Genomic DNA, 23,507 nt, shown 5'->3' with positions numbered 1-23,507 from the left:
GGCAAACTCCTCCATCAGCAGCTGCCTAGTTCCTTTTAAATAGTATTAGATGTTTTTTGAACAGTGTTTATAGAATTTATTGATTTGGGTTATTATTTAATTGTGCTTGTGCCTGTTTTACAAGCCGTTTTGTAATTTCGCCACCAACAGATCCATTTGCACGGGCAACTGAGTCTGATCCAAGCTGTACTCCAAACTCTTGTGCAATTTCATACTTAATACTTTCTAAATATTGTTCAACACCCGGAACTAATAAAGCATTTCTTTTTGGCATGATTTTCACCTCCAATGGTCTAGGTGTATGTATAGTATTTGTTAGTCCCTATGTTTTTTATGACTAGAAATGTATTCCCTTATCTGGACACAATAAGAAAATGGCAAGCAAGCCAATTTTACGAAAAGGACTTTAAAATATACGATTTTTCTTATAGTATATATAAAGGTATCAATCAGACGATTGGCCTCTTATATACACTTGAAAGGATTAAATGAAATGAAAAAAAGTTTATTCCTGTTACTCAATAAATTAACCCCTTTTCAAGTGATCGTTTCCTATTACTTGGTTGCTGTAACTGTCTCCACTATTCTTTTAAGCTTACCTGGCGCTCATCAGCCAGATTCGGAGTGGACCTTTATCGATGCTATTTTTACAGCAGTTAGCGCCGTCAGTGTAACAGGTCTTACAACCATTAATGTGTCTGAAACCTTTTCAACTGAAGGAATTTTTATTCTGATGTTTGTCCTCCAGTTTGGCGGAGTTGGAGTCATGACATTAGGAACGTTTTTTTGGATGATACTGGGGAAAAAGATTGGCCTTAAAGAGCGACGCCTCATGATGACTGATCAAAACCAAACAAACCTGGCTGGAATGGTAAACCTTTTAAAACAAATATTAATTTTGATTATCTTGATTGAATTAGCGGGTGCTCTTATATTGGGGATTTACTTTCTGGATTATTTCCCTAATTGGAAGATAGCCTTTTTGCAAGGTCTTTTTGCTTCTGTAAGTGCAACGACTAATGCCGGATTCGATATAACCGGGGCCTCATTAATACCGTTTGCGAACGATTATTTTGTTCAGTTTATTAATATCATTTTGCTTACCCTAGGGGCAATAGGTTTTCCGGTATTAATTGAAGTAAAGAATTTTTTGTTTCATAAAAGCACCACTGTTAAATTTAGATTTTCCCTTTATACAAAGCTAACTACCATTACCTTTTTTGGACTATTAGTATTTGGTACCATTATGATTCTGTTGTTGGAACAAAATGCATTCTTAAGCAATAAAAGTTGGCACCAAAGTTTTTTTTATGCTCTTTTTCAATCATCAACAACGAAAAGCAGCGGTTTAGCTACGATGGACGTCAGCGAATTTACCACACCTACCCTTTTAGTTATGTCAGCTCTTATGTTTATCGGGGCTTCCCCTAGTTCTGTAGGGGGTGGGATTCGAACCACTACATTCGCATTGAACCTGTTATTTCTTTACTCATTTGCAAAGGGCCGAAAATCGATTAAAGTTTTCCGCAGAGAAATACACGAGGAAGATCTCTATAAATCACTTGCAGTTACGATGATGGCTGGTCTGATTTGTTTCATGAGTGTGGTGGCCCTTTCTATTTCAGAAAAAGAGATGGGCTTAATGCCTATCATATTTGAAGTTGCCTCTGCATTCGGTACGACAGGTCTTTCCATGGGGATCACGAGTGATTTATCAACCTTTGGAAAGATTGTCATTATGTTTCTCATGTTTGTCGGAAGAATTGGGATATTAGCCTTTCTGTTTATGTTAGGCGGGAGAAATAATAATGTGAATTACCATTATCCAAAAGAACGGGTCATTATCGGTTAATTGGAAAGAATTACTGCCATGAAAACTTATTCTTTTACACATCTTATAGATAGGGGTACAAGGAGGGAGAGTTTACATGGCAAAAAGAAAAGCTGAGTACGACGCAGCCATAAAAAGCAGTAAAACTCCATATAAGAATAAAGAGGAAATGGAATTTAGCGCAGAATTTGCTCAAGGAGAGGAACCAATAAAAGGTGCAAACCGAAATTCTAAACAGGGTAGAAAAGGGAGAGTATAATGCAGAGGGAAAAAGACAAGGGAGCCAAACAACGGGTTGAATTTGGAAATGAATTTGGCGATTTTAATGCAGCAAAAGCTTATGAAATCAGACATATGACAAAGCAGTCCCCCGACAAAAAAGAAAAAACAAGAGGTTGCGGAGGATTATAAAAATGAGCTGACTCATTCTCAAATGGGTCAGCTCATTATTTTTATATGGATGCGGTTAAAGCATGTACTAGCTTTTTTTGAGATAGGAAGAACGTTTTTTTCTCCATTTTATCTCCATTGTAAATGATGACACCGTATTCTGGGTTAAATAAAATTTCTCCGCTTTCTAAATACTTTTCCATACTAAAAGGGAATCGTTCAACGGCTGCATGTTTGAATAAATCTTTCTCTGATAGGCTTAAGATGGCAAATTCTCTTGATACTAATGATGGGTTTGCAGCCATGCTATGAATAACCTGCTGCTTTTCTTCTTTACTGATTCCATCCTTCCACCATGAATGCCGCGGTTTGTAGCGCTGGTTTGTTAAGTAATCCCATTTCATCATGCCTTGTACAATAGATAGCTGTTCTATTTGTTGATGGATTAAAAATTGATTCAGTCTTTTAAATAAATCTTCTAATTGATGACCTATTCTTGACCAGCCTTGTTTCTCCCAAAAAGCACCAAACTCTTGAAAGAAATCAAAAGGCGTTTCATACACATGCTGGACAAGATACTCGATGGTAAGGTCCATGCGGTGATCATTCCAATATTTTTCGAGGACATCTTCAACTTGTTTAATTTTAATGATTTCAGCGAATGAAAGAACTTTGTTGCTAAGCATTTCATATGGGGCATGTTCCATATACACATATCCATACTTTTTTGCATCTTGGCGCAAACCTGTTCCTCTTAGCAATTTCAGAAAACCTAATTGAAGCTCCTCCGGCCGAAGTGCAAACACATCGTTAAAGGTATTGCGGAACGAATCATAATTTTCTTCAGGCAGTCCAGCGATTAAGTCAAGGTGCTGATCAATTTTGCCGCCTTGTTTAACCATGGTAACGGTTCTTGTTAATTTTTCGAAATTCTGCCGCCTCTTCACTAATTCATTGGTGTGATCATTGGTTGACTGAACGCCAATTTCAAATCGGAATAATCCTGGGGGTGCTTCCTTATTTAGAAAATCAATGACTTCAGGTCGCATAATATCCCCAGTTATTTCAAATTGAAATACGGTTCCAGGGCGGTGTTCATCAATAAGAAATTGAAACATTTCCATCGCATAACTTCGGCTAATATTAAAGGTTCGGTCTACAAATTTAATCGTCTTTGCCCCGTTTTCCATTAAATATCGAATGTCAGCTTTAATTTTTTCACGGTCAAAATAACGGACCCCTACTTCGATTGAAGAGAGACAAAATTGGCAGCTAAACGGACAACCGCGGCTAGTTTCGATATAAGTTACTCTTTTTGATAAATGCGGAATATCCTCCTTGAAACGAAACGGAGAAGGCAAACTGCGCAGATCTAATTTATTGCGCTGCGGGTTTACTTTAAGCTTGCCTTCCTCATTGATATAAGCAATTCCAAAGACAGTATCTAAGGAATCGCCTCTATTTAAAGCTTCAAGAAGCTGCTTAAATGTTTCTTCTCCTTCCCCGAGGGCAATTACATCAACCTCAGGAAGCCGTTCTAGCCATTCAGGCACATCGTAAGTTACTTCCGGTCCGCCCAATACGATAAATAAATGTGGATTTATTTTTTTTAGCATTTTTACGACCCGAATTGTTTCTTCGATATTCCATATATAACAGCTAAAGCCGATTATGTCAGGTTTCCGATTGTAAAGATCGGTTACAATATTCATTTCAGGATCTTTGATTGTATATTCTGCTAATTCAATATCAAATTCTGGAGCAGCATATGCTTTTAAATAACGAATGGCTAAATTCGTATGAATATATTTTGCATTAAGTGAGGCTAGTACGGTTTTCAAGACTTTACGACTCCTTTTAAAAGGTATAAACCTCATTTATTGTAAACGAAAAGGCTCCTGATATACAAGGTTCAGGAGCCAGAACAAGCTTGTTCTATAAATCCTTATTTTTACTGTGAGGATGTTTTGGAGTAATGAAAAATATTATTTTTTCTTTACCTGTTACCATAAATTCTTTGAATCGCCTTATTTTTAGTTCAATAAAAGGCTGGAATATGGCGGTAACTATTTTTGTTGATAAAAACCATGTCAGAAAAATCGAGATTAGGATAATCCATACGAGATTTTCAACGGTTTGAACCTCATCTTTTATTTCACTAACTCTAAAGGTTCGGACAAAAAAGCCATGAAGAAGATATACATATAAGGTGTTTCTCCCTAGATTTGTAAAAAATGTTTTTCCGGTTGGAACAAATGAGAAAAAGCTATAGCACATGATTAAGCTGATTCCGAATAAAAATAACCGATTCAACATACCTTCTAGTCCGAATGCGCCTAACTCAACATATGCTTTTGAACCAAGTAGCCATTTTTCATTTAAGTCAGGAAAAATGATAAAAAAGGCAGTGACAGTAATCATAATCATTAAAGCTGCAATTCTTGGCTTCCATGACCAGCATTTTTCAAAATGCCTTTTATCCATATAATACCCAAGCAAAAAGAATGGAAAGAAGACAAAGGTTCTGGATAGACTTAAATAATTTCCGATCCAGTCGACATAGCCGACAAGAAGTGCCACTCCACAGGCAATTGTTAAGGCAACAAGAGGTTTCCATTTTGTATATAGAAATAACATCAGATTCCAGAAGAATAGACTGATCAGAAACCAAAGTGACCATTGCGGATTAAAAGGATCTGTGACAAGGGTGCTTCTATCGAGTAAAAAGTAATAATAGACGGAATATAATAGCTGAAAAATGAAATAAGGCAAAAGCAATTTCATGCTTAACTTTTTAATATACCCCGGTTCCTTAAATCCTTTGGCGAAAAAACCGGAAATAAGAATAAAAGCTGGCATATGAAAGGTATAGATGACCTTATAAAGGATCGATACCATATAAAAATCCTCTATATAGCTTTGAATCAAGTGACCAAAAACAACGAGGAAAATTAAAATGAACTTGGCGTTGTCAAAAAATGCATGGCGTGTCATAAACATCCCTCATTTATAAAATTAACTGTATCATTGTATTCCCTTTTTTAACATCAAACAAGCATCCAATTTTATCCTTTCAAATCATTATAGGAATAAAGGATTTTTTGAAAAATTGTCGAACTAAGTAAAAAAAGGAACGTTTTTTGGTAAGGGGTGTACAGGCTTGAACGAACAGTTTCCCATTATAGGAAAAGAGGAGTATGCAAGGCTAAAAAAGCGAGTAAAAGAATTAGAAGAGAGGGTTTCCATTACAAATACCTTTTATCAAAATTCCTTAGACGCCGCGATCCTGCTTCAGGAGGATTTAAAAATAGTAGAAGTAAATCAGGCTGCTGTTCAATTATTTGAAGAAAATGAAGAAACATTACTTCGGAAAAGTATTTTAGATTTTTTATCACTGGTGCCAAAGGAGATCTATAACCACCAAAGAAGTCAACTGAAAGCCAATGGGCAGCATGTTGATGAACTTTTATTAACATTAGGGAACAGTAAAGTTAAGCATGTCCAATATATAGGGATAAATGTGGTTAAACCCAAACATGATTTAATGATTATAAGAGATATCTCCTTTAGCAGAGAAATGGAAAGAGAACAAGCGATTACTAGTCATATGTTCAGTGACGTTTTCAAAAGAGCAGTGGATGGGATTGTCTTTTTTAACAAGGATGGCATTATTGTGGATGTGAATCCTTCTTTTACAAAAAGCTTGAATACGACAAAGGAAAAAATTATTGGCCGAAAGCTAGAAGAAATGGTTCCAAGCGATTTTCATTATAAGCTTTGCAAACAATGGAAGCATTTAATGGAAATGGGGATTGCTAAGGGTGAGCTCCCGTTTAAAATGGGTGATACTCAATGTATATTTGAATTTAGCACAAGTTCTAATATCCATAATGGTCTTTATATGTCAATAATGAGAGATATCACCGAGAAAAAAGAAATGGAAGTTAAAATTAAGAAAAATGAGCAGCTATTTGCAGATTTATTTGAAGGCGCGCTTGATGCAATTGTTCTTTGGGACCATTCTTTTAGAATTGTCAAAGCCAATGAAGCGGCCTGCCGTTTATTTGAGTGTACATATGAAGAACTGCTGACGAAAAAATTAGATGACTTTGTCTACAAAAAAGATGAGCACTATAAGAGCATCTTCAATAGATTGAATCAATCTGACGGGATCCGGGCCGAAACATTATTTTTAATGCCAAATGGCCAAATGAAGCTGATTGAATTTACCTCCAGATCCCATTCCATTGATGGGTATAACATGACGATTTTGCGCAATGTAAGCGAACAGCGTCAAATGGAAAAAGAACTCCGAGAAAGTGAGCAAAAGTTCCGGAGAATCTTTGAAGGGTCTCTAGATGGTTTTATACTTTGGACAGATAATTATCAAATTGTTGATATTAATCATAATGGGACAAAAATATTAGAACTTGAGAAAAAGGATTGTCTAGGAAAAAAATTCAATCAATTATTAGGAAATAAAATTGAAGGTTTTCGGGAGATTAAACGACATTTGGGAGCCTTAAGACAAAAGGGACATGATCATGGCAATTTATCGATTACCCTAATTAATAAAAGGAAAAAACATATTGAATTTTCGACCAAGCTTAATATCTTAAAGGGGTTAAATTTAACCATCTTCCGGGATGTTACAGAAAGGCTGGAAATGCAAGAGCAATTGCGTAAATCAGATACCTTAAATGTAGTAGGTGAACTGGCGGCAGGCATTGCCCATGAGATCAGGAATCCGATGACTGCCTTGAAAGGATTTATCCAGCTGCTTCAAAGCAGTGTCAAGGAAGACCATTCGATGTATTTTAATGTCATTACTTCTGAGCTTCAAAGGATTGAATCCATTATTACTGAATTTCTTGTTCTGGCTAAACCTCAAGCTGTTCATTATTTAAAAAAAGATATTGTCCAGATTATGAAAGAAACATTAGAGCTTTTACATGCTCAAGCCATGATGCACAATGTGCAATTTCAAACTATTTTCTATCGGGACATTCCTAAAATTTATTGTGAACCAAATCAATTAAAACAGGTGTTTATAAATATAATAAAAAACGCAATTGAAGCCATGCCTAAGGGTGGCGTGATCACTGTAACTATTCAAAAATATATCAATCATACAATTCGCATATCTATTAGGGATGAAGGCAGCGGTATTTCGAAAGAAAGACTTAAAAAACTGGGAGAGCCTTTTTACACCACAAAGGAAAGAGGTACCGGCCTGGGGTTAATGGTTAGTTATAAAATTATTGAAGAGCACTCGGGATTAATTGAGGTTGAAAGTGAAGTAGGAGATGGAACTGTCTTCCATATCATTTTACCAATTAGAGAAAGAGAATCGAATCATCCTTAATGACTTCGGGAATACCTATTAGGGTAGTCTCTTTTTTTTGGGACTTTTTCTAGATGTATAAGAATAACAGGTCTATTTAATCATTTTATGAAACAGGTCTAAATGGCTATATTTTTTTATTTGATTTAAAACCTTCTCATTTTAGTGCTTTTTAACTAGATTACTGTATGAATATAAGCATTTTTTGTCGAATTATCCCTTAATTCGTTTATCTTTATAGGAAATTTTGACGAATCCTTAGAAGGATTGTCTAGTTTTGCGAATCTATTTACAAAAATAGAATAATTTGTAATAATTCAAAAGGATAGTTTGTTTGAAGAATTATAGACAGGCCAAGCCTTAAGGCATAGTAGACTTAGTAATTGGATGTATACTTAATTCCTAAAAGTGCTGGCCCGTTTGTTTTCTAAACATTTCCGAAAATACTGCCTTTGAATAGATGTTTGGAAGTGAAAGGAGGGTCTATATAGTGAACGCTATACCAGATCATAAGATTAGTTTTGAAGATAAAATGATATTAAAAATAAAACAAAAGCGAGAACAGATGATTCAATCGGCCAATCAATTTGGTTATACAGACGAACAAACGGTTCGCTATAGCCAGGAATTGGACAAGCTCATAAATGAATATAACGATCATAAACCTGCCTCCAAGTCTACAGAAGTGAGAATTGTCCATAAACAAATGATTATGATCTTCCAAAAAATGTTTCCCATTACATAGAAAAAGCCCTCATTCCATATTGATGGAATGAGGGCTTTTTCTGGAGTTCATTTCATTGTCTTTAATCACGGATTTCGCCGTGCTCATCGTCGCGAATTTCCCCATGTTCCGCGAAGACAGCACTTGAAGCAAATCCAAATGCTATGCCAAGCAATACCCCTAATACAATCGTTTTGAACAGAAAATTTCTCCCTTTTTTCATTTTCCATCCTCCCATTAAGATTTAGGAGTTTGACAATTAACTCCTCTATTATAAAAATGACTGGCATTTTCATAATACCGATTTTTATAAAGCAGATTTCCAAATTCAATAGCATAATCATGGACAAACCCATGTAAGCCTTGTTCTTGGAAATAATCTAACACTTTATTCATTTGAATAGTGGTACGCTTTAATAAATGCTGTGGAGGAGAATCTAACAATTCTAAAACCTTTAGGTGATGGAAATATTCTTCATTATTGATTTCCTGGCATATTTCCTTGCCTTTGCTGATATGCAGGTAAGCAAGCTTTCGGTCGCCAATTTTTAAAAATTCCTTGGCGAGTAAATAACATACCTTGTGAAGCCTAAATTTTTTAGAGGCTACCTCGGATAAGAATTGAATAGCGAGTTCAGACTGATCTTGTTCTGAATATAAATAGCCAAGGTTGTACATTAAATATACCTGGAGGTCTTTATCTCCAATCTCTTTAGCTACATCATAGCTTTCTTTAAAGTGCTTCTCCGCTTTTTCATATTCTTTACGTCCTAAATAACAGAGTCCCAGCACATTATGGCAATCTGCTATCCGGCTTTTATAAAGGGGATAGTGTTGATAAATAGAAATGGCTTTAAATGTATAATCAATCGCTAAAAGAAATTGGCGCATATGATAATAAGCGCTGGCAACTTTATAAAAAAATTCGGATTTCTCGATTTCATCCGATAGATTCTCTAGTGACATTTCTGCTTGATTATAGAAAGAAAGAGCTTCCTGATAGTTTTGAAGTTTATACTGGTGCATACCCTTAAAGTAGTAGTAATAATATAGGAGTAAGTCGTTCATTTCATGCTGAGGATCAATATTTTGAAGCTTTTCCTCTGATTCGTTTGCGTTATTGTAAAGAAGACTATGCCTGTAGTCAATCAGTGAGTAGTAAAGCAGGACGTCTTGATTTTTTTCCATGTCCATCAGCAGATGCTCAACTTCCTCTTTTAGCTGCTCACTTTTTGCAATATTCCCCATTTTAATAAAATCATGCCAACGAGTTAGGGCATTTGCAACCTCGTGAGCTGCAACAAGTACCTTCAACAAAAAACACCTCATCCCGGAATCTATTAATTATCTGCTTTTTTTTTATTGTAAATGATAGTGAATATAAATTTCAACAATTTATTCCTATTTTTTTAAAAAATTGGTAATAATATCAAATTACTTGCCGAAATTTGTTTCATACTAGCCATTGTTTTCCACTGAAAAAGGATCTGTCCTCCTAAGGTATGATCTAGACTAATCTAGATTACGACCATTAGAGAACAGATCCATTCAGGACCACTTTTTAACTTTACAGGAGGGAGGCACTTATTTGTGAAAAACAAGTAGGGTAGTAGAGAGCAAGATGATCATTGAAATAATTCAATAAGAAAAATCATAAATAATATTCCCAGTATAAAGGAATAGGTAGATGTTCGTTCATTTCCGTCACCATGGCTTTCTGGAATCAGTTCCTTATAGATAATAAAGAGCATGGCTCCTGCGGCGAAGGCTAGCCCATAAGGCACCAGAAAATCAACAAACGAAGTTAAGTAATATCCTAATAGTGAAGTTACAATCTCAATGGCTCCCGTTAAAGTAGCGATTATAAACGATTTCCATTTATTTATTTTTTGCGTCATGAGGAAGAGGGCGACGAGCAACCCTTCAGGAGCATTTTGGAAACCTATGGCAAAAGCGATTAGATTTCCGGTTCCCCCAGATTCTGAAGCGTAGCTGACGCCAACCGATAAGCCTTCCGGAATATTATGCAGGGTTATTGCGGCAATGATTAACATCGCTTTTTCGTCAAAACGTATCCCAGTTTTCGTATGGTCCAGGTCAATGTGCGGAATGTTTTTTTCAAGAAGAGTTAATGATATAACTCCCAGACAGATTCCGATAGCCAAAGGGAAGAATCCCCCGCTATCGAGTGAATCAGGGATTAAACCCAACATGGAGGCCGCCATCATGACACCGGCTGTAAAAGCTAATAAATTGTCACGAACTTTATGGGTAAGCGAATCTTGTAAGAACAAAATAAGCAAAGCACCAAGGCCAGTTGAAAGTGCAGAAAGTACACTCCCTATTAAAACTTCACTCATACGCAGGTCTCCCAACATTTGATGATATAAACAGTACAGGTAATATCTATAGTATCCAGCAAAAACCTAGTTGTGAGCAATTAAATGGGTACTTATTCATTTTTCGGTAATAAGAAAGTGATTAACCCCAAAATGGGCAAAAAGGAAATCGATATCATCATCATTTCAAGACCGATCATGTCTGCAATATTACCTAACGCTACTGAACCTATTGCACCCAGTCCAAATGCTAATCCTACAGTAAGACCAGACATCAAACCAATTCGTCCGGGCACTAATTCCTGAGCATATACGACGGTGACTGAAAAACTCGTCATTAAAATGAATCCAATGAAAACTAGCAATATAAAAGCAAAGACCGGATCAACGTGCGGCAATAATAAAGCAAGCGGAATTGTCATTATAATCGATGCAGAAATGATATTTTTTTTGCCAAATCGGTCTGCGAGGGGCCCTCCAAAAAATGTACCAAGTGCACCTGCACCAAGAAAAGCAAATAAATAAATTTGAGAGGTCTTTATTTGAAAATCATATACTTCAATCGAATAAAGCGTATAAAAATTGCTGATCGCCTGAAGATACCAGGTTCTGGTAAATATAAATAATAATAATATCACAAGGACCCAGCCAACACGTTTATCAATAGCAGAATTGTGTCTGGAAGCAGCATTTTTCTTTAGATTTAAGTTGTTCGAACTGAGTTGTGATGCATACCATCTTGAAACAAAAACTAAGAAAATGACAGCTGTTAAAGCAACAAATGCAAAGATGAATGTTCCTTTTTCAAGACCCAGCGGCAGAAGGATAAAAGCAGCCATTAAAGGAGCCAGGGCTTGCCCTGTATTTCCGCCAACCTGAAAAATAGATTGAGCTGTTCCTCTTTTATTTCCTGCAGCCATATAAACGACCCGAGATCCTTCGGGATGAAAGGTCGCGGAGCCAATACCTAAAAGAAGGACAGAACCAATTATCCCAAGATAAGAATCAGTAACCGATAAGCCGATCATTCCTATGAAAGAAAAAGTAAGACCAGCAGGTAACGCATAGGGCATCGGTTTTTTATCCGAAACAATCCCAATCACAGGCTGCATTAAGGATGAAACAATATTAAGTGAAAATACGATAAAACCCATCTGTGTATAGGATAAATTCATTTCTTTTTCTAGAATCGGAAACATTGCTGTGACAACGGATTGCAGAGAATCATTTAAAAGATGACAAAGTGAAATTAAAAATAATATGCGGTAAACAGGTTCATTTGTTGATTTGGATAGGGTTTCAGCTCTTTTTTTTTGTAATGCAAAGCTAGACATTCGTGCACCTTCTTCATTATATGTATGACAGTTTGTATAGATTGAGGATTTACAGATAAGATTCTTAACTCTGTCTTATTTACCCTGCTTATGTATTAGTAAAGTTCAACAACCATTATAACAGACTATCGAGGGAAAAAGTGTTTGTGAAATTTCATGAAGGGAACATTGATTTAGAAAATAGTCTTCTTTTAGAAATCACAAATGCGTATAATCCCCCCAGTATTTTTCTAATCTATAACTCTCTTAACAAAATTATGTATAATCTTACAAAATAATTACAACAACTTTGCGAAAATTGATAATTCATGTGGAAATTTGTCATATTTTGATTCATAATAGGAGAGGTTGTAAAAAAACATTAGGATACTGGGAGGATCTAGGAATGAAGAAAATCTTCGGACTTATACTTGTTCTTGTACTTTCACTTGTACTTGCAGCATGCGGTACTGCAGATGAGGATGCTGGCGGAAACGGAAATGCTGAAGACGGTTCAGAAAAGCCTGAAAAATTAGTTATGGGATTTGTACCTTCACAAGATTCAGGTGAAATTTCTGCTAAGGTTGAACCTCTTGCAAACAGATTATCTGAGGAGCTTGGTATCGAAGTAGAAGGAAAAGTTATGACAAATTACAATGCATTGATCGAAGCTATGGGATCAAATGAAGTTCAAATTGGATTTATCCCTGCATTTGGTTATGTATTGGCAAATCAAGAATATGGTGTTGAAGTAATTCTTAAGTCTGTTCGTTATGGCAGCGGTACATACAAAGCACAATATGTAGTTCGTGCAGATTCTGGAATCGAATCTTTAAAGGATCTTGAAGGAAAAATTTGGGCATATGCAGATCCAACATCTACATCCGGTTACCTTTTCCCTGCAGCGCAGTTAATTAATGAATTTGAACTTGATGGTCCTGCTGACTTAGAGCAAAACTTCTTTGGCGGTACTGTTGCAGCAGGTGGTCATGATACTGCCGCGATTGCAGTTTATGATGGAGATGCAGACGTAGCAACTACTTTTGAAGATGTTCGTACTGAGCTTGAAGAAGATTACCCAGATGTTATGGAAAAACTAAAGGTAATTGGCTATACAGCTGATATTCCTAACGATACGATTTCTGTAACAAAAGATCTTGATGATGAGCTTCAAGCTCAAATCAAAGAAATCTTCTTATCATTTAATGAAGATAAAGAAATGCTAAAAATTATGGATGAAGTATATAACTGGACTGGAATCACTGAAGCTACTCACGAAGAATATAAAGTAGTTGAAGAAACTTACAACCAATTTAAAGATTCCATTTCTTTCTAATATTTGAAATTACATCTCATGTTATATGATTAAGAGGGGAGATGCCTAGTCTCCCCTCTTTTATGGGAGTTACTATTGTAAGCTTTGGAGGGGTTCAAACCGTGATTGAATTTAAAAACGTTTCCCTTGTGTATCCAAACGGAACTGAGGGTTTAAAAAACATTAATGTGGAAATTAAAGATGGTGAATTTGTTGTGATCGTCGGTTTATCCGGAGCTGGGAAATCAACGTTCATTCGAAGCATTAATCGATTAGTTACACCAACTAGCGGAGAATTATTGATAGATGGACAAGATATTTTAAAGGTAAAAGGAAATGACTTGCGCAAATTGCGTACGAAAATTGGGATGATTTTTCAAAACTATAACTTAGTGAAACGTTCTAGTGTGATTAAAAATGTATTAGCCGGCAGATTAGGCTACACAGGTACTCTCAGAAGTATTTTAAACTTATTTAAAAAAGAAGACGTCGCGTTAGCTTATGCAAATCTTAAGCGCGTTAATATAGAAGATAAATTGTACAATCGGGCAGATGAGTTAAGTGGAGGTCAACAGCAGCGTGTTAGTATTGCACGTGTTTTAACTCAAAAGCCTAATTATATTTTAGCAGACGAGCCAGTTGCTTCACTAGATCCTCCCACTTCCCATCAAGTGATGACTTACTTAAGAAAGATTAATAAAGAGGACAATATTACAACCATCGTCAACCTTCACCATGTTGATATGGCCCTGCAATATGCGGATCGTATTATCGGAATGAGAGCCGGCGAGATTGTATTTGATGGTCCTGCTTCGGAAGTTACAGAAAAAACATTTGAACAAATTTATGGACGTCCAATTCAAGAGGAGGATAAGCTTGGGGGTGTCCTAGAGTGAATTCAGACAAAAAGAAACCTTCAAAAGCAAAATCGCCTAGTCTTGTTCCAGCAAAGAAAAAAGCCCAAGTTACGGCGATTTTCGCGGTTGTATTAGGCTTTTACTTTTGGAGTGCATACAAGACGGAATCTACGGTCCCCGAGCTTATTGAAGGGATTCCAGATATGCAGCGTGTGTTTGGTTTCTTTTTCCCGCCTGATTGGGGAGTTGTTACACAAATTTGGGAATCATTAGCGGAAACGATTCAAATGGCTGTCATTGCCACAACTATCGCAGCGATTCTAACGATTCCTTTATGTCTATTAGCTGCAAGTAATATTACAACCAATAAATATCTCTATACATTTGTAAGAGTAGTTTTAAATATTCTTCGTACAATCCCTGATATTGTTCTTGCAGTTTTATTTGTAGGCTTATTTGGAATTGGTGTACTGCCAGGGATATTAGCTCTTATTATTTTCTCTTTAGGTATTTTGGCAAAATTAATAAGTGAAACGATCGAGGCTATCGATATGAACCCTCTTGAGGCGATGAAGGCTTCAGGGGCCGGCTCAATTCAAACGATTGGATTCGCCGTAGTCCCTCAAGTTTTACCTCAGTTTATTTCATTTACCCTTTATGTATTTGAAATTAACATCCGTGCTTCTGTAGTTTTAGGTTTAGTAGGTGCAGGCGGAATCGGTACAATCTTAAATAGCTTACTGAACTTTAGACAATTTGAAGCTGCAATGGGGGTTATTATTGTCATTTTTGTGTTAGTTATTGTAATTGAGTACATTAGTAAGAAGTTAAGGGAGGCTTTAATTTAATGGAATTCACATTACCTCCTAAAAAGAAAAAATCTGCAACACAAAAAGCAAAAATAATTATAGGAATAATAGCTGTTGTTGTTTTATATGTTTGGACATTTATGGGGATAAATATTGAATGGGCGAGATCATACGAACGAATGCTTAATAACTTCGATCGTGTGATTCCAAAATTATTTGACCTGAATTTTAAAGAAGATTTCTACGCAGTCAGAGATGCGATGATTCAAACCCTTTATATTGCGTTTGTTGGCTCATTAATGGCGGCCGTGCTTGCTGTTCCATTAGGATTTTTTGCAGCGCAAAATATGGTTAAAAATGTTATTGTTGCCACAATCGGTAAGTGGATTTTAAGTGCAATTCGTGCATTTCCTGACGTTATCTTAGCCATTATTTTCGTAGCAGCCGTTGGTCCAACCCCATTTGCCGGAGTTTTGGCGATTGCGATCGGTTCTACAGGAATGCTAGGAAAGATGTACTCTGAGGTATTAGAGTCCATCGATATGCAAGTGGTAGAAGCGATGGAGGCTGCAGGAGCGAATAAGATTCAAATTATGTTCCACGGGATCATTCCACAAATTATTCCTGAATTTTTATCCTATGCAATTTACAGATTTGAAGTCGATGTCCGTGCATCAACCATTCTCGGCATTGTCGGGGCCGGCGGGATTGGAACAGCGATTGTCATTGCAAAATCAAATCGTGATTGGAATGAAATGGGAATGATTATTCTTGTAATAATCGTCGTTGTTACCGTTATTGATTTCTTGTCTGCAGCTATAAGAAAGCGTATTGTATAACAAACTAGCCAAAGCAACGATGCTTTGGCATTTGTTTTATAAATAAATTTTGAGATTGGAGGGTCGAAAATGACTGTCAGGGAGCAAATAAATTTAACGATTTTAGAGACAAGTGATGTGCATGGAAACATTTTGCCAATTAATTATGGAACAAATGAAGAAACAGCATTAGGTTTGGCCAAAATAGCAACAGTCATTAAAAAAGAGAAGGATCCAAATCCTTACACACTAGTAATTGATAATGGTGATTTAATTCAAGGGACTCCGTTAACCTATCATTACATAAGATTTGCGAATCAGCTGCCGAATCCTATGATTAAAATCTTAAATACCCTTCAATATGATGCTGGGGTTATTGGCAATCATGAATTTAATTATGGAATGAAGGTGTTAAATCAGGCTGTTCACGAATCATCCTTTCCTTGGCTATCTTGTAATATTGTTCATAAAGCAACAAAAGAGCCTTATTTTGGAAAACCGTACATTATAAAATCCTTTCCTAATGGATTAAAAGTGGCGGTTCTAGGAGTGACTACTCATTATATCCCAAATTGGGAAAATCCGAATCACATATCGGAACTCGCTTTCGAGGATGCACTTCAGTCAACTAAAAAATGGGTAGCCTATTTAAGGGATCATGAACAGTTTGATGTACTAGTTGTTTCCTATCACGGAGGATTTGAAAAAGAGATAGAAACGGGAAAAACAACGGAACCGTTAACAGGAGAAAACCAGGCCTATGAAATATGCCAAACCATACAGGGAATAGATATACTCCTGACCGGACATCAGCATCGCACCATAGCTGTTGACTCATTGAATGGCGTAACCGTAGTTCAGCCGTCCTTTAACGGAAAAGGGCTGGGGAAGATTACCATTTCATTAGAAAAACACGGAGAGTCATGGGTAGTCCGTGACAAACAAGCAGATGTAATTATGATGGATGACATTGAAACTGATCAAGAGATTATTGGACTTGCGCAAGAATATGAAGAAAATACACAAAAGTGGCTTGACCAGCCAATTGGTATCATTGAAGGGGACATGTCAATCCAGGATCCAATGAAGGTAAGAATAGAAGAACATCCTCTTATTGAGTTTATTAATAAGGTACAAATGGATGCTGCCGATGCGAACATATCAAATACAGCCCTCTTTAACAATAGCTCAAGAGGTTTTTCTTCGAAAGTTACAATGAGAGATATCGTTTCCAACTACATTTATCCAAATACGCTTATTGTTCTGCAAATATCAGGTGATGACATAAAGGCTGCTTTGGAACAGTCGGCTACTTATTTCCAGCTTTCTTCAGACGGAAGGATTACGGTCAATCCAAATTTTAGTGAACCGAAGCCGCAGCACTACAATTACGATATGTGGGAAGGTATTCATTATATTATTGATGTATCAGAGCCAGAAGGCAATAGAATAAAAGAGCTGACCTGCAACGGGGAACCAATAGATCCAGCCGGACTATACGAGGTTGTGATGAATAACTACCGTGCTGGTGGCGGCGGTGAATATACGATGTTTAAAAATAAGCCTGTCATAAAAGAGGTGCAAACCGATATGACAGAGTTACTAGCAAATTATTTTCTTAAACATAAGACGGTTCGAGCAGAAGTGAATCATAATTGGAAGGTTGTTGGCGGAAATTACCCTCATTAATGTGTAATTTTTATCGAATATTCCTTTATTTGACAATTGTTGATGATTATTATTATACTTAATGAAAAAGAAAGGTTAGGGAATGAGGAGAAATGATAGAAAATAAAGATCTCCAACAGTCACTCAAGCTTTTTGTGGTTCTATCAAAAGCATATAAAAACTTAAATGAAAGGGTAAACCGTTATATCCAAAAAGAAGGACTGAATCCAACCGAGTTTGCAGTCTTAGAGCTTTTATATCATAAAGGTGACCAGCCTCTGCAGCAAATTGGTGAAAAAATCTTAATTGCAAGCGGAAGCATTACATATGTAGTGGATAAACTTGAGAAGAAAGGCTTAATGAGGCGAATTGCATGTCCAAGTGATCGCAGGGTTACATTCGGGCAAATTTCAGAAAAAGGAACAGCTTTTATGGATCAATTTTTTCCTGAGCATGCCAAAAGACTTCACGAATTAATGTCTGCTGTTTCTGAGGAAGAGAAAGCAATTGCAATCGATGTTATGAAGCAAATCGGCAAAACCTCAGCGGGGAAAGAATTGTAATTTGGAGAGTACGTTTGATAAGTACTCTCTTTTTTTCTTTACGGGCAGGAAAAAATGATTCCGATATCGAAAATAAAGGTTGGCTAACTTAATTTAAGGAGAAGAAAAATGAAGACATTTAAAGAATATCATTACAAAAGACCCAATTTAGAAGTTTTTAAGCAAGAGTTTAATCGTACTTTGGAACAGTTTAAGAATGCAGCATCCTTTGAGCAAGTTAATGAATCCATGAAGGAAATAAATCGCCTTAGAAATCAATTTGATACCTTGGCAAACCTTGTTTACATCCGGCATTCGATTGATACGGAGGATGAATTTTACAAGGCAGAACAGGATTTCATGGATGAATCTTATCCTGAAATAGATGGTTTAGTGGTTTCCTTCTACGAGATATTAGTTAAGTCTCCATTTCGCAAGGAGCTTGAAGAAAAATGGGGCAAACAGTTATTTGCTTTGGCCGACCTTAAACTGAAAACATTTAAACCTGAGATTATTCCTTTACTCCAAAAAGAGAATAAACTTTCAAGTGAATATACAAAGCTGACGGCTTCTGCCAAAATTCCGTTTGAGGGTGAGGAAAGAACGCTTGCCCAATTAGGGCCATTTATGGAATCCAAAGATCGGGATATGCGGATTAAAGCTAATAATGCCCGTTTTGGATTTATGGCGGAAAATAAAGAAAAATTAGATCAGATATATGATGACTTAGTCAAAGTAAGAACAGAAATTGCGCAAAAATTAGGATTTGATAATTTTGTAGAACTTGGATATGCGAGAATGCAAAGAGTCGGATACGACGCGCAAATGGTCGCAAATTTTAGAAAACAGGTTGAAACTTATATAGTTCCATTAGCCTCTCAATTAAGAGAAAGACAGAGTAAGCGGATTGGGATCAAATCGCTAAAATACTATGATGAGACTTTAAAATTCACAACTGGTAACGCTGCTCCAAAGGGCTCTCCAGAATGGATTATTGAAAACGGCAAGAAAATGTATGCTGAATTATCAGATGAAACTCATGAATTTTTCCAGTTTATGCTTGACCGCGAACTAATGGATTTAGTGGCAAAAAAAGGGAAAGCGGGAGGCGGCTATTGTACGTATATTGCTGATTACCAATCTCCGTTTATTTTCTCTAACTTTAATGGAACTTCAGGGGATATTGATGTATTGACTCACGAAGCAGGACATGCATTCCAAGTATACTCTAGCAGACATTACGAGGTTCCTGAGTATCAATTCCCTACACACGAAGCTTGTGAGATTCATTCTATGTCTATGGAATTCTTTACATGGCCATGGATGGAGCTGTTTTTTAAAGAAGATACCGAAAAATATAAATATTCCCATCTAAGTGAAGCTCTTCTTTTCCTGCCTTATGGGGTAGCAGTTGATGAATTTCAGCATTGGGTTTATCAGAACTATCAGGCAACGCCAGACGAAAGAAATCGTGCCTGGAGAGAAATTGAAAAGAAATATCTGCCGCATCGTGACTATGATGGAAATGAGTATTTAGAGAACGGAGGCTATTGGCAAAGACAAAGTCATATATATAGTTCTCCTTTCTATTATATCGATTATACTCTTGCTCAAATTTGTGCATTTCAATATTGGGTAAAAGCACAGAAGAACCAAAAGGAAGCATGGCAAAGCTATGTTAATTTATGTAAACGAGGCGGCAGTTTATCTTTTACAGAGCTAGTTAAATCTGCAGGCTTACTATCTCCTTTTGAAGAAGGCTGTATCGAATCAGTTATTAATGAGATTAATGGTTGGCTTTCCTCAGTGGACGATACAAAACTTTAAAAAATACAACAAAAGAGACCAAAGCCGTTGCTTAGGTCTCTTTTGTTTCATATTAATGAGCTTGAATGGAAAGCTCATTGTCGGCTGACTCTACAGAAATGGTTTTGACAGGTGAACCTTCTAATAAAAGATCAGCGATTGGATCTTCTACTTTTTCCTGAATCACTCGTCTCAATGGTCTTGCACCGAATTGAGGGTGATAGCCACGTTTAGCAATATATCTTTTCGCCTCATCAGATACTTCAAGCTTTATTTTTTGTTCAGATTGTAAAGTCTCTGCTAATTCGTCCAGAAGTAAATCTACTATTTGGATTAACTCTGGCTCCTCAAGGCGGTTGAACTCAATAATACTATCAAATCGGTTAAGGAATTCAGGTTTGAAGAATCCCCCAAGTTTTTCCAATATACTTGTTTCTTCTTCAACATTGGTCTGGTTAAATCCTACTGCAGGTTTCTTTACTTCTGAAACACCAGCGTTTGATGTCATAATAATGACCGTATCTTTAAAGCTTACAGTTGTGCCATGACTATCAGTGAGACGGCCATCCTCCAGAATTTGCAGGAAGAGATGCTGCACATCAGGATGAGCTTTTTCAATTTCGTCTAAAAGTATAATGCTGTACGGGTTCCGGCGAATTTTTTCAGTTAACTGGCCAGCTTCTTCATGACCTACATAACCAGGTGGAGAACCAATAATTTTAGAAATGCTGTGTTTTTCCATAAATTCGCTCATATCAAGGCGTATCAATGCATCTTTTGTTCCAAACAATTCATATGCAAGTGTCTTGGCCAGCTCGGTTTTTCCAACACCAGTTGGCCCAACGAAGAGGAAGGATCCAATTGGTCTTGTCTTGGGCTTAAGACCTGCCCGGCTTCGCTTAACGGCTTTAGCAACTTTCTCAATCGCTTGATTTTGGCCAATAACCTTGAGCTTCATGGCACTCTCTAGGTTTTTGAGCTTCATATTTTCTTCATTCTCTAATTTGCCGACAGGAATGCCAGTTTTCTTTTCAATTATTTGATGAATAACATCCACTGTAACGACTGGTTTTTCATTGGTTTCACTTACCTGATTTAGCTGCTCAAGCAAGTTATTTTCTTGATCTCTTAACTTGGCTGCTTCCTCATAATTCTCAAGTTTCAGAGCTTCTTCTTTTTGCTCCTTTAATGCAGCTAATTGTTTTTTAATTTCAGCTGCAGAGCCTTTATTGGCATCGAGCTGCACCTTTGAACCAGCCTGATCTAATAAATCAATCGCTTTATCAGGCAGGAACCGATCCTGAATATATCGATGTGAAAGCTGTACGCAGGCTTTGATTGCCTCATCTGTGTAAGTCACCTGATGGAAATCCTCATAGCGTTCTTTTAGCCCTAATAAAATTTTGGCAGCAGCTTCAAGTGTCGGTTCTTTCACCATGACAGGCTGGAATCTTCGTTCCAGAGCCGGATCCTTCTCAATCTTTCTGTATTCTTTTAAGGTTGTCGCACCGATTAATTGCAGCTCTCCTCGGGCTAATGCTGGTTTAAGAATGTTGCCTGCATCCATAGAGCCTTCCGCTGACCCTGCACCAACCAGCAAATGAATTTCGTCAATAAATAAAATTATGCTTGAATCGTTTTGAACTTCTTCAATCAGCTTTTTCATTTTTTCTTCAAATTGACCGCGAATTCCTGTGTTGGCAACAAGTGAAGCAACATCTAACACGTAAACTGTTTTATTTAACAATTTTTCAGGCACACTGCCCTCTGCAATTTTTAGAGCTAGTCCTTCAGCAATTGCAGTTTTACCAACACCAGGTTCCCCGATTAGAACAGGGTTGTTTTTGTTTCTTCTATTTAAAATTTCGATAACCTGTTCCATTTCGTCGTCTCTGCCGATTACAGGATCAATTCTTCCTGTCTTAGCTAGGGAAGACAGGTTTTTTGCATGATCCTCTAGGAAAGAATCCTTTGCCTTATTTTCTTTTTGTGCTGATTTATTCCAAGATCCGAACGGGGTGTGATCAAAAGGAGTGTTATTCCCGTTTAGACCAGCATAGTTAACAACATCCTGATAACAGTCTTGACATATATGTGTTTCGTTTATTTGATTATTAAGTTGGTAGCGAAGATGAATCGTTGCCTGACGCTTCTTACATTGTTGACAAAGCATATAACATCCTCCTTTTTTTTGTTTTTTGACTTTGACTATCTTTGACTAATTACGTTTTTATTATACTCTGACCTTTTTTGACTTTCAAGTGTTTTGCTTTTTATTGTGGTAGGGCAGGACAAGTTGTCATATATATGTAATGGAAGAAGGTGAGTTGATGACTGGGAAATGGAGTCAGGCTTTACAACTGGCCGCCGTTTATGTTGGAACCATCGTCGGTGCAGGATTTGCAACTGGGAGAGAAATAGTAGAGTTTTTCACCCGATTCGGTTTTATGGGACTTTTGGGGATGATATTTGCCGGATACCTATTTGTAGCAATGGGAACAAAATTAATGCTGGTGGCAATCGAAACGAAGAGCCGTTCTTATCAGGAATTAAATATTGTATTATTTGGCCGTTTTTTTGGGGCGGGAATTAATGTTTTAATGCTTTTTATTTTACTCGGTGTAAATGCTGTCATGCTTTCGGGAGCCGGAGCTGTTTTTGAAGAACAATTACATATTCCAAAAGAAGCAGGGGTGTTTGGCACGATCATTCTTTCAATCCTCGTCTTAACAGTCGGAACCAAAGGGTTATTTGCTGTTAATACATTTGTCGTTCCAATGATGATTGGATTTAGTTTTTTATTAATGATTTTATCAATGAAACTGCCGCAATTCATCGACCATGTCATGTGGATTCCGCCGCAAAGTGACGGGTGGAAAGCTGTGCTTGCTCCTTTTACATATACAGCGTTTAATCTTTCTCTCGCCCAGGCTGTTTTAGTCCCGGTTGCGTTTGAGTTAAAAGATGAAAAAGTGGTGAAGTGGGGCGGAAGAATAGGTGGAATCCTTTTAACGCTTATTTTATTGTCCAGTCATTTTACACTTGTCATGCTTGATCATGTGACTTTATATGAAATTCCAATGGCCGTCATGATGAAGTCATTAGCAGCAGGACTGTATTGGATTTTTATCTTAATTATTTATGGAGAAATCTTTACTTCTGTGATCGGAAATGCCTTTGGTCTGGAAAGGCAGATCAGACGATATATTCCGATTCACAGTTCAATTATTATTTTAGCAATCTTCATCGTTAGTTACTTTATTAGCATTGTTGAATATGGAACCTTGCTTTCTATATTATATCCGATTTTTGGCTATATCGGTCTAGCTTTTTTAATATTACTGTGGATGCGACCAGATCAAGAATAAAAAAAATAGGAAGACCTTTTTATTCAAGAAAGGTCTTCCTATCAGATTGAAGACAAAAGGCATTTGGGAATGTTTTTATTCCCAAATGCCTTTATGATTTTAAGAATTTTTCACAGAATCCATCTTAGAAATGAGTGTGATTTTGCCTATTATTCTTATTCTTTATGCCATTTTTGGGCTTACCCAAGTCCAGTTGGCTAATTTCTTAAGATTTATGGCAGCAAACGTAAGCATCGCCTGCATGGACAATTTTTTAAGGCCTCTTAAAGTAGTCCATCGCATACCATGCTTTTCTTTTGCATCCGCAAAGACTCGTTCAATGGATTCTTTTCGACGTGCATATATTTCTTTTACTTCTTGTTTATGACGAAGGTGTTCGGCCT

General features: G+C 36.8%; 22 protein-coding genes. 13 read left to right on the top strand and 9 right to left on the bottom strand.

Annotated elements, in window-relative coordinates; all coding sequences use genetic code 11:
* Positions 1–76 precede the first annotated feature (76 nt).
* Positions 77–274: an alpha/beta-type small acid-soluble spore protein gene (locus MLE14_RS10520; protein ID WP_243298329.1), complete on the bottom strand. Its 198-nt coding sequence runs from the start codon at positions 272–274 to the stop codon at positions 77–79.
* Positions 275–493: 219 nt separating this feature from the next.
* On the opposite strand from MLE14_RS10520, the gene MLE14_RS10515 reads away from it, so the two are divergent.
* The 3 genes from MLE14_RS10515 to MLE14_RS10505 all read left to right on the top strand — a co-directional run bounded on the left by MLE14_RS10515 (position 494) and on the right by MLE14_RS10505 (position 2,242).
* Complete coding sequence (locus MLE14_RS10515; RefSeq protein ID WP_243298328.1) at positions 494–1,852, top strand: TrkH family potassium uptake protein; 1,359 nt, start codon at positions 494–496, stop codon at positions 1,850–1,852.
* A 76-nt stretch (positions 1,853–1,928) separates the two neighbouring features.
* Positions 1,929–2,090: a hypothetical protein gene (locus MLE14_RS10510; RefSeq protein WP_243298327.1), complete on the top strand. Its 162-nt coding sequence runs from the start codon at positions 1,929–1,931 to the stop codon at positions 2,088–2,090.
* A complete protein-coding gene (locus MLE14_RS10505) occupies positions 2,090–2,242 on the top strand; it encodes a hypothetical protein (protein ID WP_243298326.1) in 153 nt (50 codons plus the stop codon). The genes MLE14_RS10510 and MLE14_RS10505 overlap by 1 nt, the downstream gene beginning before the upstream one ends.
* A gap of 41 nt (positions 2,243–2,283) precedes the next feature.
* On the opposite strand, the gene MLE14_RS10500 is transcribed toward MLE14_RS10505, so the two are convergent.
* The gene (locus MLE14_RS10500; RefSeq protein WP_243298325.1) at positions 2,284–4,062 is read right to left on the bottom strand and encodes a B12-binding domain-containing radical SAM protein; all 1,779 of its coding nucleotides are present in this window, start codon (positions 4,060–4,062) and stop codon (positions 2,284–2,286) included.
* 94 nt (positions 4,063–4,156) lie between these two features.
* A complete protein-coding gene (locus MLE14_RS10495; RefSeq protein WP_243298324.1) occupies positions 4,157–5,215 on the bottom strand; it encodes an acyltransferase family protein in 1,059 nt (352 codons plus the stop codon).
* 166 nt (positions 5,216–5,381) lie between these two features.
* Here MLE14_RS10495 and MLE14_RS10490 point away from each other — a divergent pair, with 166 nt between their 5' ends.
* Both MLE14_RS10490 and MLE14_RS10485 read left to right on the top strand, forming a co-directional pair.
* A complete protein-coding gene (locus MLE14_RS10490; protein WP_243298323.1) occupies positions 5,382–7,586 on the top strand; it encodes a PAS domain-containing sensor histidine kinase in 2,205 nt (734 codons plus the stop codon).
* Between the two features lie 469 nt (positions 7,587–8,055).
* Entirely contained in the window at positions 8,056–8,310 is a 255-nt protein-coding gene (locus MLE14_RS10485) for an aspartyl-phosphate phosphatase Spo0E family protein (RefSeq protein WP_243298322.1), read from the top strand.
* A 61-nt stretch (positions 8,311–8,371) separates the two neighbouring features.
* Here MLE14_RS10485 and MLE14_RS10480 read toward each other — a convergent pair whose 3' ends face one another.
* From MLE14_RS10480 to MLE14_RS10465, 4 genes are all read right to left on the bottom strand, one after another.
* Positions 8,372–8,512 carry a hypothetical protein gene (locus MLE14_RS10480; RefSeq protein ID WP_243298321.1) on the bottom strand — a complete coding sequence of 47 codons (141 nt, stop codon included), beginning with the start codon at positions 8,510–8,512 and terminating at the stop codon, positions 8,372–8,374.
* Between the two features lie 14 nt (positions 8,513–8,526).
* Positions 8,527–9,603, bottom strand: coding sequence for a Rap family tetratricopeptide repeat protein (locus tag MLE14_RS10475; protein ID WP_243298320.1), 1,077 nt, complete (start codon positions 9,601–9,603; stop codon positions 8,527–8,529).
* Between the two features lie 311 nt (positions 9,604–9,914).
* The gene (locus tag MLE14_RS10470) at positions 9,915–10,649 is read right to left on the bottom strand and encodes a ZIP family metal transporter (RefSeq protein ID WP_243298319.1); all 735 of its coding nucleotides are present in this window, start codon (positions 10,647–10,649) and stop codon (positions 9,915–9,917) included.
* Between the two features lie 92 nt (positions 10,650–10,741).
* Positions 10,742–11,962 carry an MFS transporter gene (locus MLE14_RS10465; protein ID WP_243298318.1) on the bottom strand — a complete coding sequence of 407 codons (1,221 nt, stop codon included), beginning with the start codon at positions 11,960–11,962 and terminating at the stop codon, positions 10,742–10,744.
* Between the two features lie 385 nt (positions 11,963–12,347).
* Here MLE14_RS10465 and MLE14_RS10460 point away from each other — a divergent pair, with 385 nt between their 5' ends.
* From MLE14_RS10460 to MLE14_RS10430, 7 genes are all read left to right on the top strand, one after another.
* On the top strand, positions 12,348–13,277 hold the full coding sequence (locus MLE14_RS10460; protein ID WP_243298317.1) for a phosphate/phosphite/phosphonate ABC transporter substrate-binding protein: 930 nt from the start codon (positions 12,348–12,350) through the stop codon (positions 13,275–13,277).
* A gap of 101 nt (positions 13,278–13,378) precedes the next feature.
* The gene (gene phnC, locus MLE14_RS10455) at positions 13,379–14,152 is read left to right on the top strand and encodes a phosphonate ABC transporter ATP-binding protein (protein WP_243298316.1); all 774 of its coding nucleotides are present in this window, start codon (positions 13,379–13,381) and stop codon (positions 14,150–14,152) included.
* Positions 14,149–14,961, top strand: coding sequence for a phosphonate ABC transporter, permease protein PhnE (gene phnE / locus MLE14_RS10450; RefSeq protein ID WP_243298315.1), 813 nt, complete (start codon positions 14,149–14,151; stop codon positions 14,959–14,961). Before phnC ends, phnE (MLE14_RS10450) begins: the two co-directional genes overlap by 4 nt.
* Complete coding sequence (phnE, locus tag MLE14_RS10445) at positions 14,961–15,761, top strand: phosphonate ABC transporter, permease protein PhnE (protein WP_243298314.1); 801 nt, start codon at positions 14,961–14,963, stop codon at positions 15,759–15,761. The genes phnE (MLE14_RS10450) and phnE (MLE14_RS10445) overlap by 1 nt, the downstream gene beginning before the upstream one ends.
* Positions 15,762–15,830: 69 nt before the next feature.
* Entirely contained in the window at positions 15,831–17,429 is a 1,599-nt protein-coding gene (locus tag MLE14_RS10440; protein ID WP_243298313.1) for a bifunctional metallophosphatase/5'-nucleotidase, read from the top strand.
* 95 nt (positions 17,430–17,524) lie between these two features.
* Positions 17,525–17,971 carry a MarR family winged helix-turn-helix transcriptional regulator gene (locus MLE14_RS10435; protein ID WP_313897588.1) on the top strand — a complete coding sequence of 149 codons (447 nt, stop codon included), beginning with the start codon at positions 17,525–17,527 and terminating at the stop codon, positions 17,969–17,971.
* 108 nt (positions 17,972–18,079) lie between these two features.
* On the top strand, positions 18,080–19,777 hold the full coding sequence (locus tag MLE14_RS10430) for a M3 family oligoendopeptidase (protein ID WP_243298311.1): 1,698 nt from the start codon (positions 18,080–18,082) through the stop codon (positions 19,775–19,777).
* Positions 19,778–19,829: 52 nt separating this feature from the next.
* Here MLE14_RS10430 and MLE14_RS10425 read toward each other — a convergent pair whose 3' ends face one another.
* Positions 19,830–21,929 carry an ATP-dependent Clp protease ATP-binding subunit gene (locus tag MLE14_RS10425; RefSeq protein ID WP_243298310.1) on the bottom strand — a complete coding sequence of 700 codons (2,100 nt, stop codon included), beginning with the start codon at positions 21,927–21,929 and terminating at the stop codon, positions 19,830–19,832.
* Positions 21,930–22,086: 157 nt separating this feature from the next.
* On the opposite strand from MLE14_RS10425, the gene MLE14_RS10420 reads away from it, so the two are divergent.
* A complete protein-coding gene (locus MLE14_RS10420) occupies positions 22,087–23,124 on the top strand; it encodes a YkvI family membrane protein (RefSeq protein ID WP_243298309.1) in 1,038 nt (345 codons plus the stop codon).
* Positions 23,125–23,286: 162 nt separating this feature from the next.
* Here MLE14_RS10420 and MLE14_RS10415 read toward each other — a convergent pair.
* Positions 23,287–23,507: transposase (locus tag MLE14_RS10415; RefSeq protein WP_243298308.1), on the bottom strand; the 221-nt coding region annotated here is incomplete at its 5' end.

This window comes from Bacillus litorisediminis (genome assembly GCF_022808645.1).
Classification (GTDB): domain Bacteria; phylum Bacillota; class Bacilli; order Bacillales; family JC228; genus Bacillus_BF; species Bacillus_BF litorisediminis.
Note: the sequence above shows the minus strand (reverse complement) of the source record. Positions and strands in the feature narration are given on the sequence as shown.

Coding starts and splice junctions, on each gene's coding strand:
- MLE14_RS10460 (WP_243298317.1), top strand. CDS start 12,348: ATGAAGAAAATCTTCGGACTTATACTTGTTCTTGTACTTTCACTTGTA.
- MLE14_RS10440 (WP_243298313.1), top strand. CDS start 15,831: ATGACTGTCAGGGAGCAAATAAATTTAACGATTTTAGAGACAAGTGAT.
- MLE14_RS10470 (WP_243298319.1), bottom strand. CDS start 10,649: ATGAGTGAAGTTTTAATAGGGAGTGTACTTTCTGCACTTTCAACTGGC.
- MLE14_RS10425 (WP_243298310.1), bottom strand. CDS start 21,929: ATGCTTTGTCAACAATGTAAGAAGCGTCAGGCAACGATTCATCTTCGC.
- MLE14_RS10465 (WP_243298318.1), bottom strand. CDS start 11,962: ATGTCTAGCTTTGCATTACAAAAAAAAAGAGCTGAAACCCTATCCAAA.
- MLE14_RS10480 (WP_243298321.1), bottom strand. CDS start 8,512: ATGAAAAAAGGGAGAAATTTTCTGTTCAAAACGATTGTATTAGGGGTA.
- MLE14_RS10515 (WP_243298328.1), top strand. CDS start 494: ATGAAAAAAAGTTTATTCCTGTTACTCAATAAATTAACCCCTTTTCAA.
- MLE14_RS10495 (WP_243298324.1), bottom strand. CDS start 5,215: ATGACACGCCATGCATTTTTTGACAACGCCAAGTTCATTTTAATTTTC.
- MLE14_RS10430 (WP_243298311.1), top strand. CDS start 18,080: ATGAAGACATTTAAAGAATATCATTACAAAAGACCCAATTTAGAAGTT.
- MLE14_RS10520 (WP_243298329.1), bottom strand. CDS start 274: ATGCCAAAAAGAAATGCTTTATTAGTTCCGGGTGTTGAACAATATTTA.
- phnE (WP_243298314.1), top strand. CDS start 14,961: ATGGAATTCACATTACCTCCTAAAAAGAAAAAATCTGCAACACAAAAA.
- MLE14_RS10505 (WP_243298326.1), top strand. CDS start 2,090: ATGCAGAGGGAAAAAGACAAGGGAGCCAAACAACGGGTTGAATTTGGA.
- MLE14_RS10420 (WP_243298309.1), top strand. CDS start 22,087: ATGACTGGGAAATGGAGTCAGGCTTTACAACTGGCCGCCGTTTATGTT.
- MLE14_RS10510 (WP_243298327.1), top strand. CDS start 1,929: ATGGCAAAAAGAAAAGCTGAGTACGACGCAGCCATAAAAAGCAGTAAA.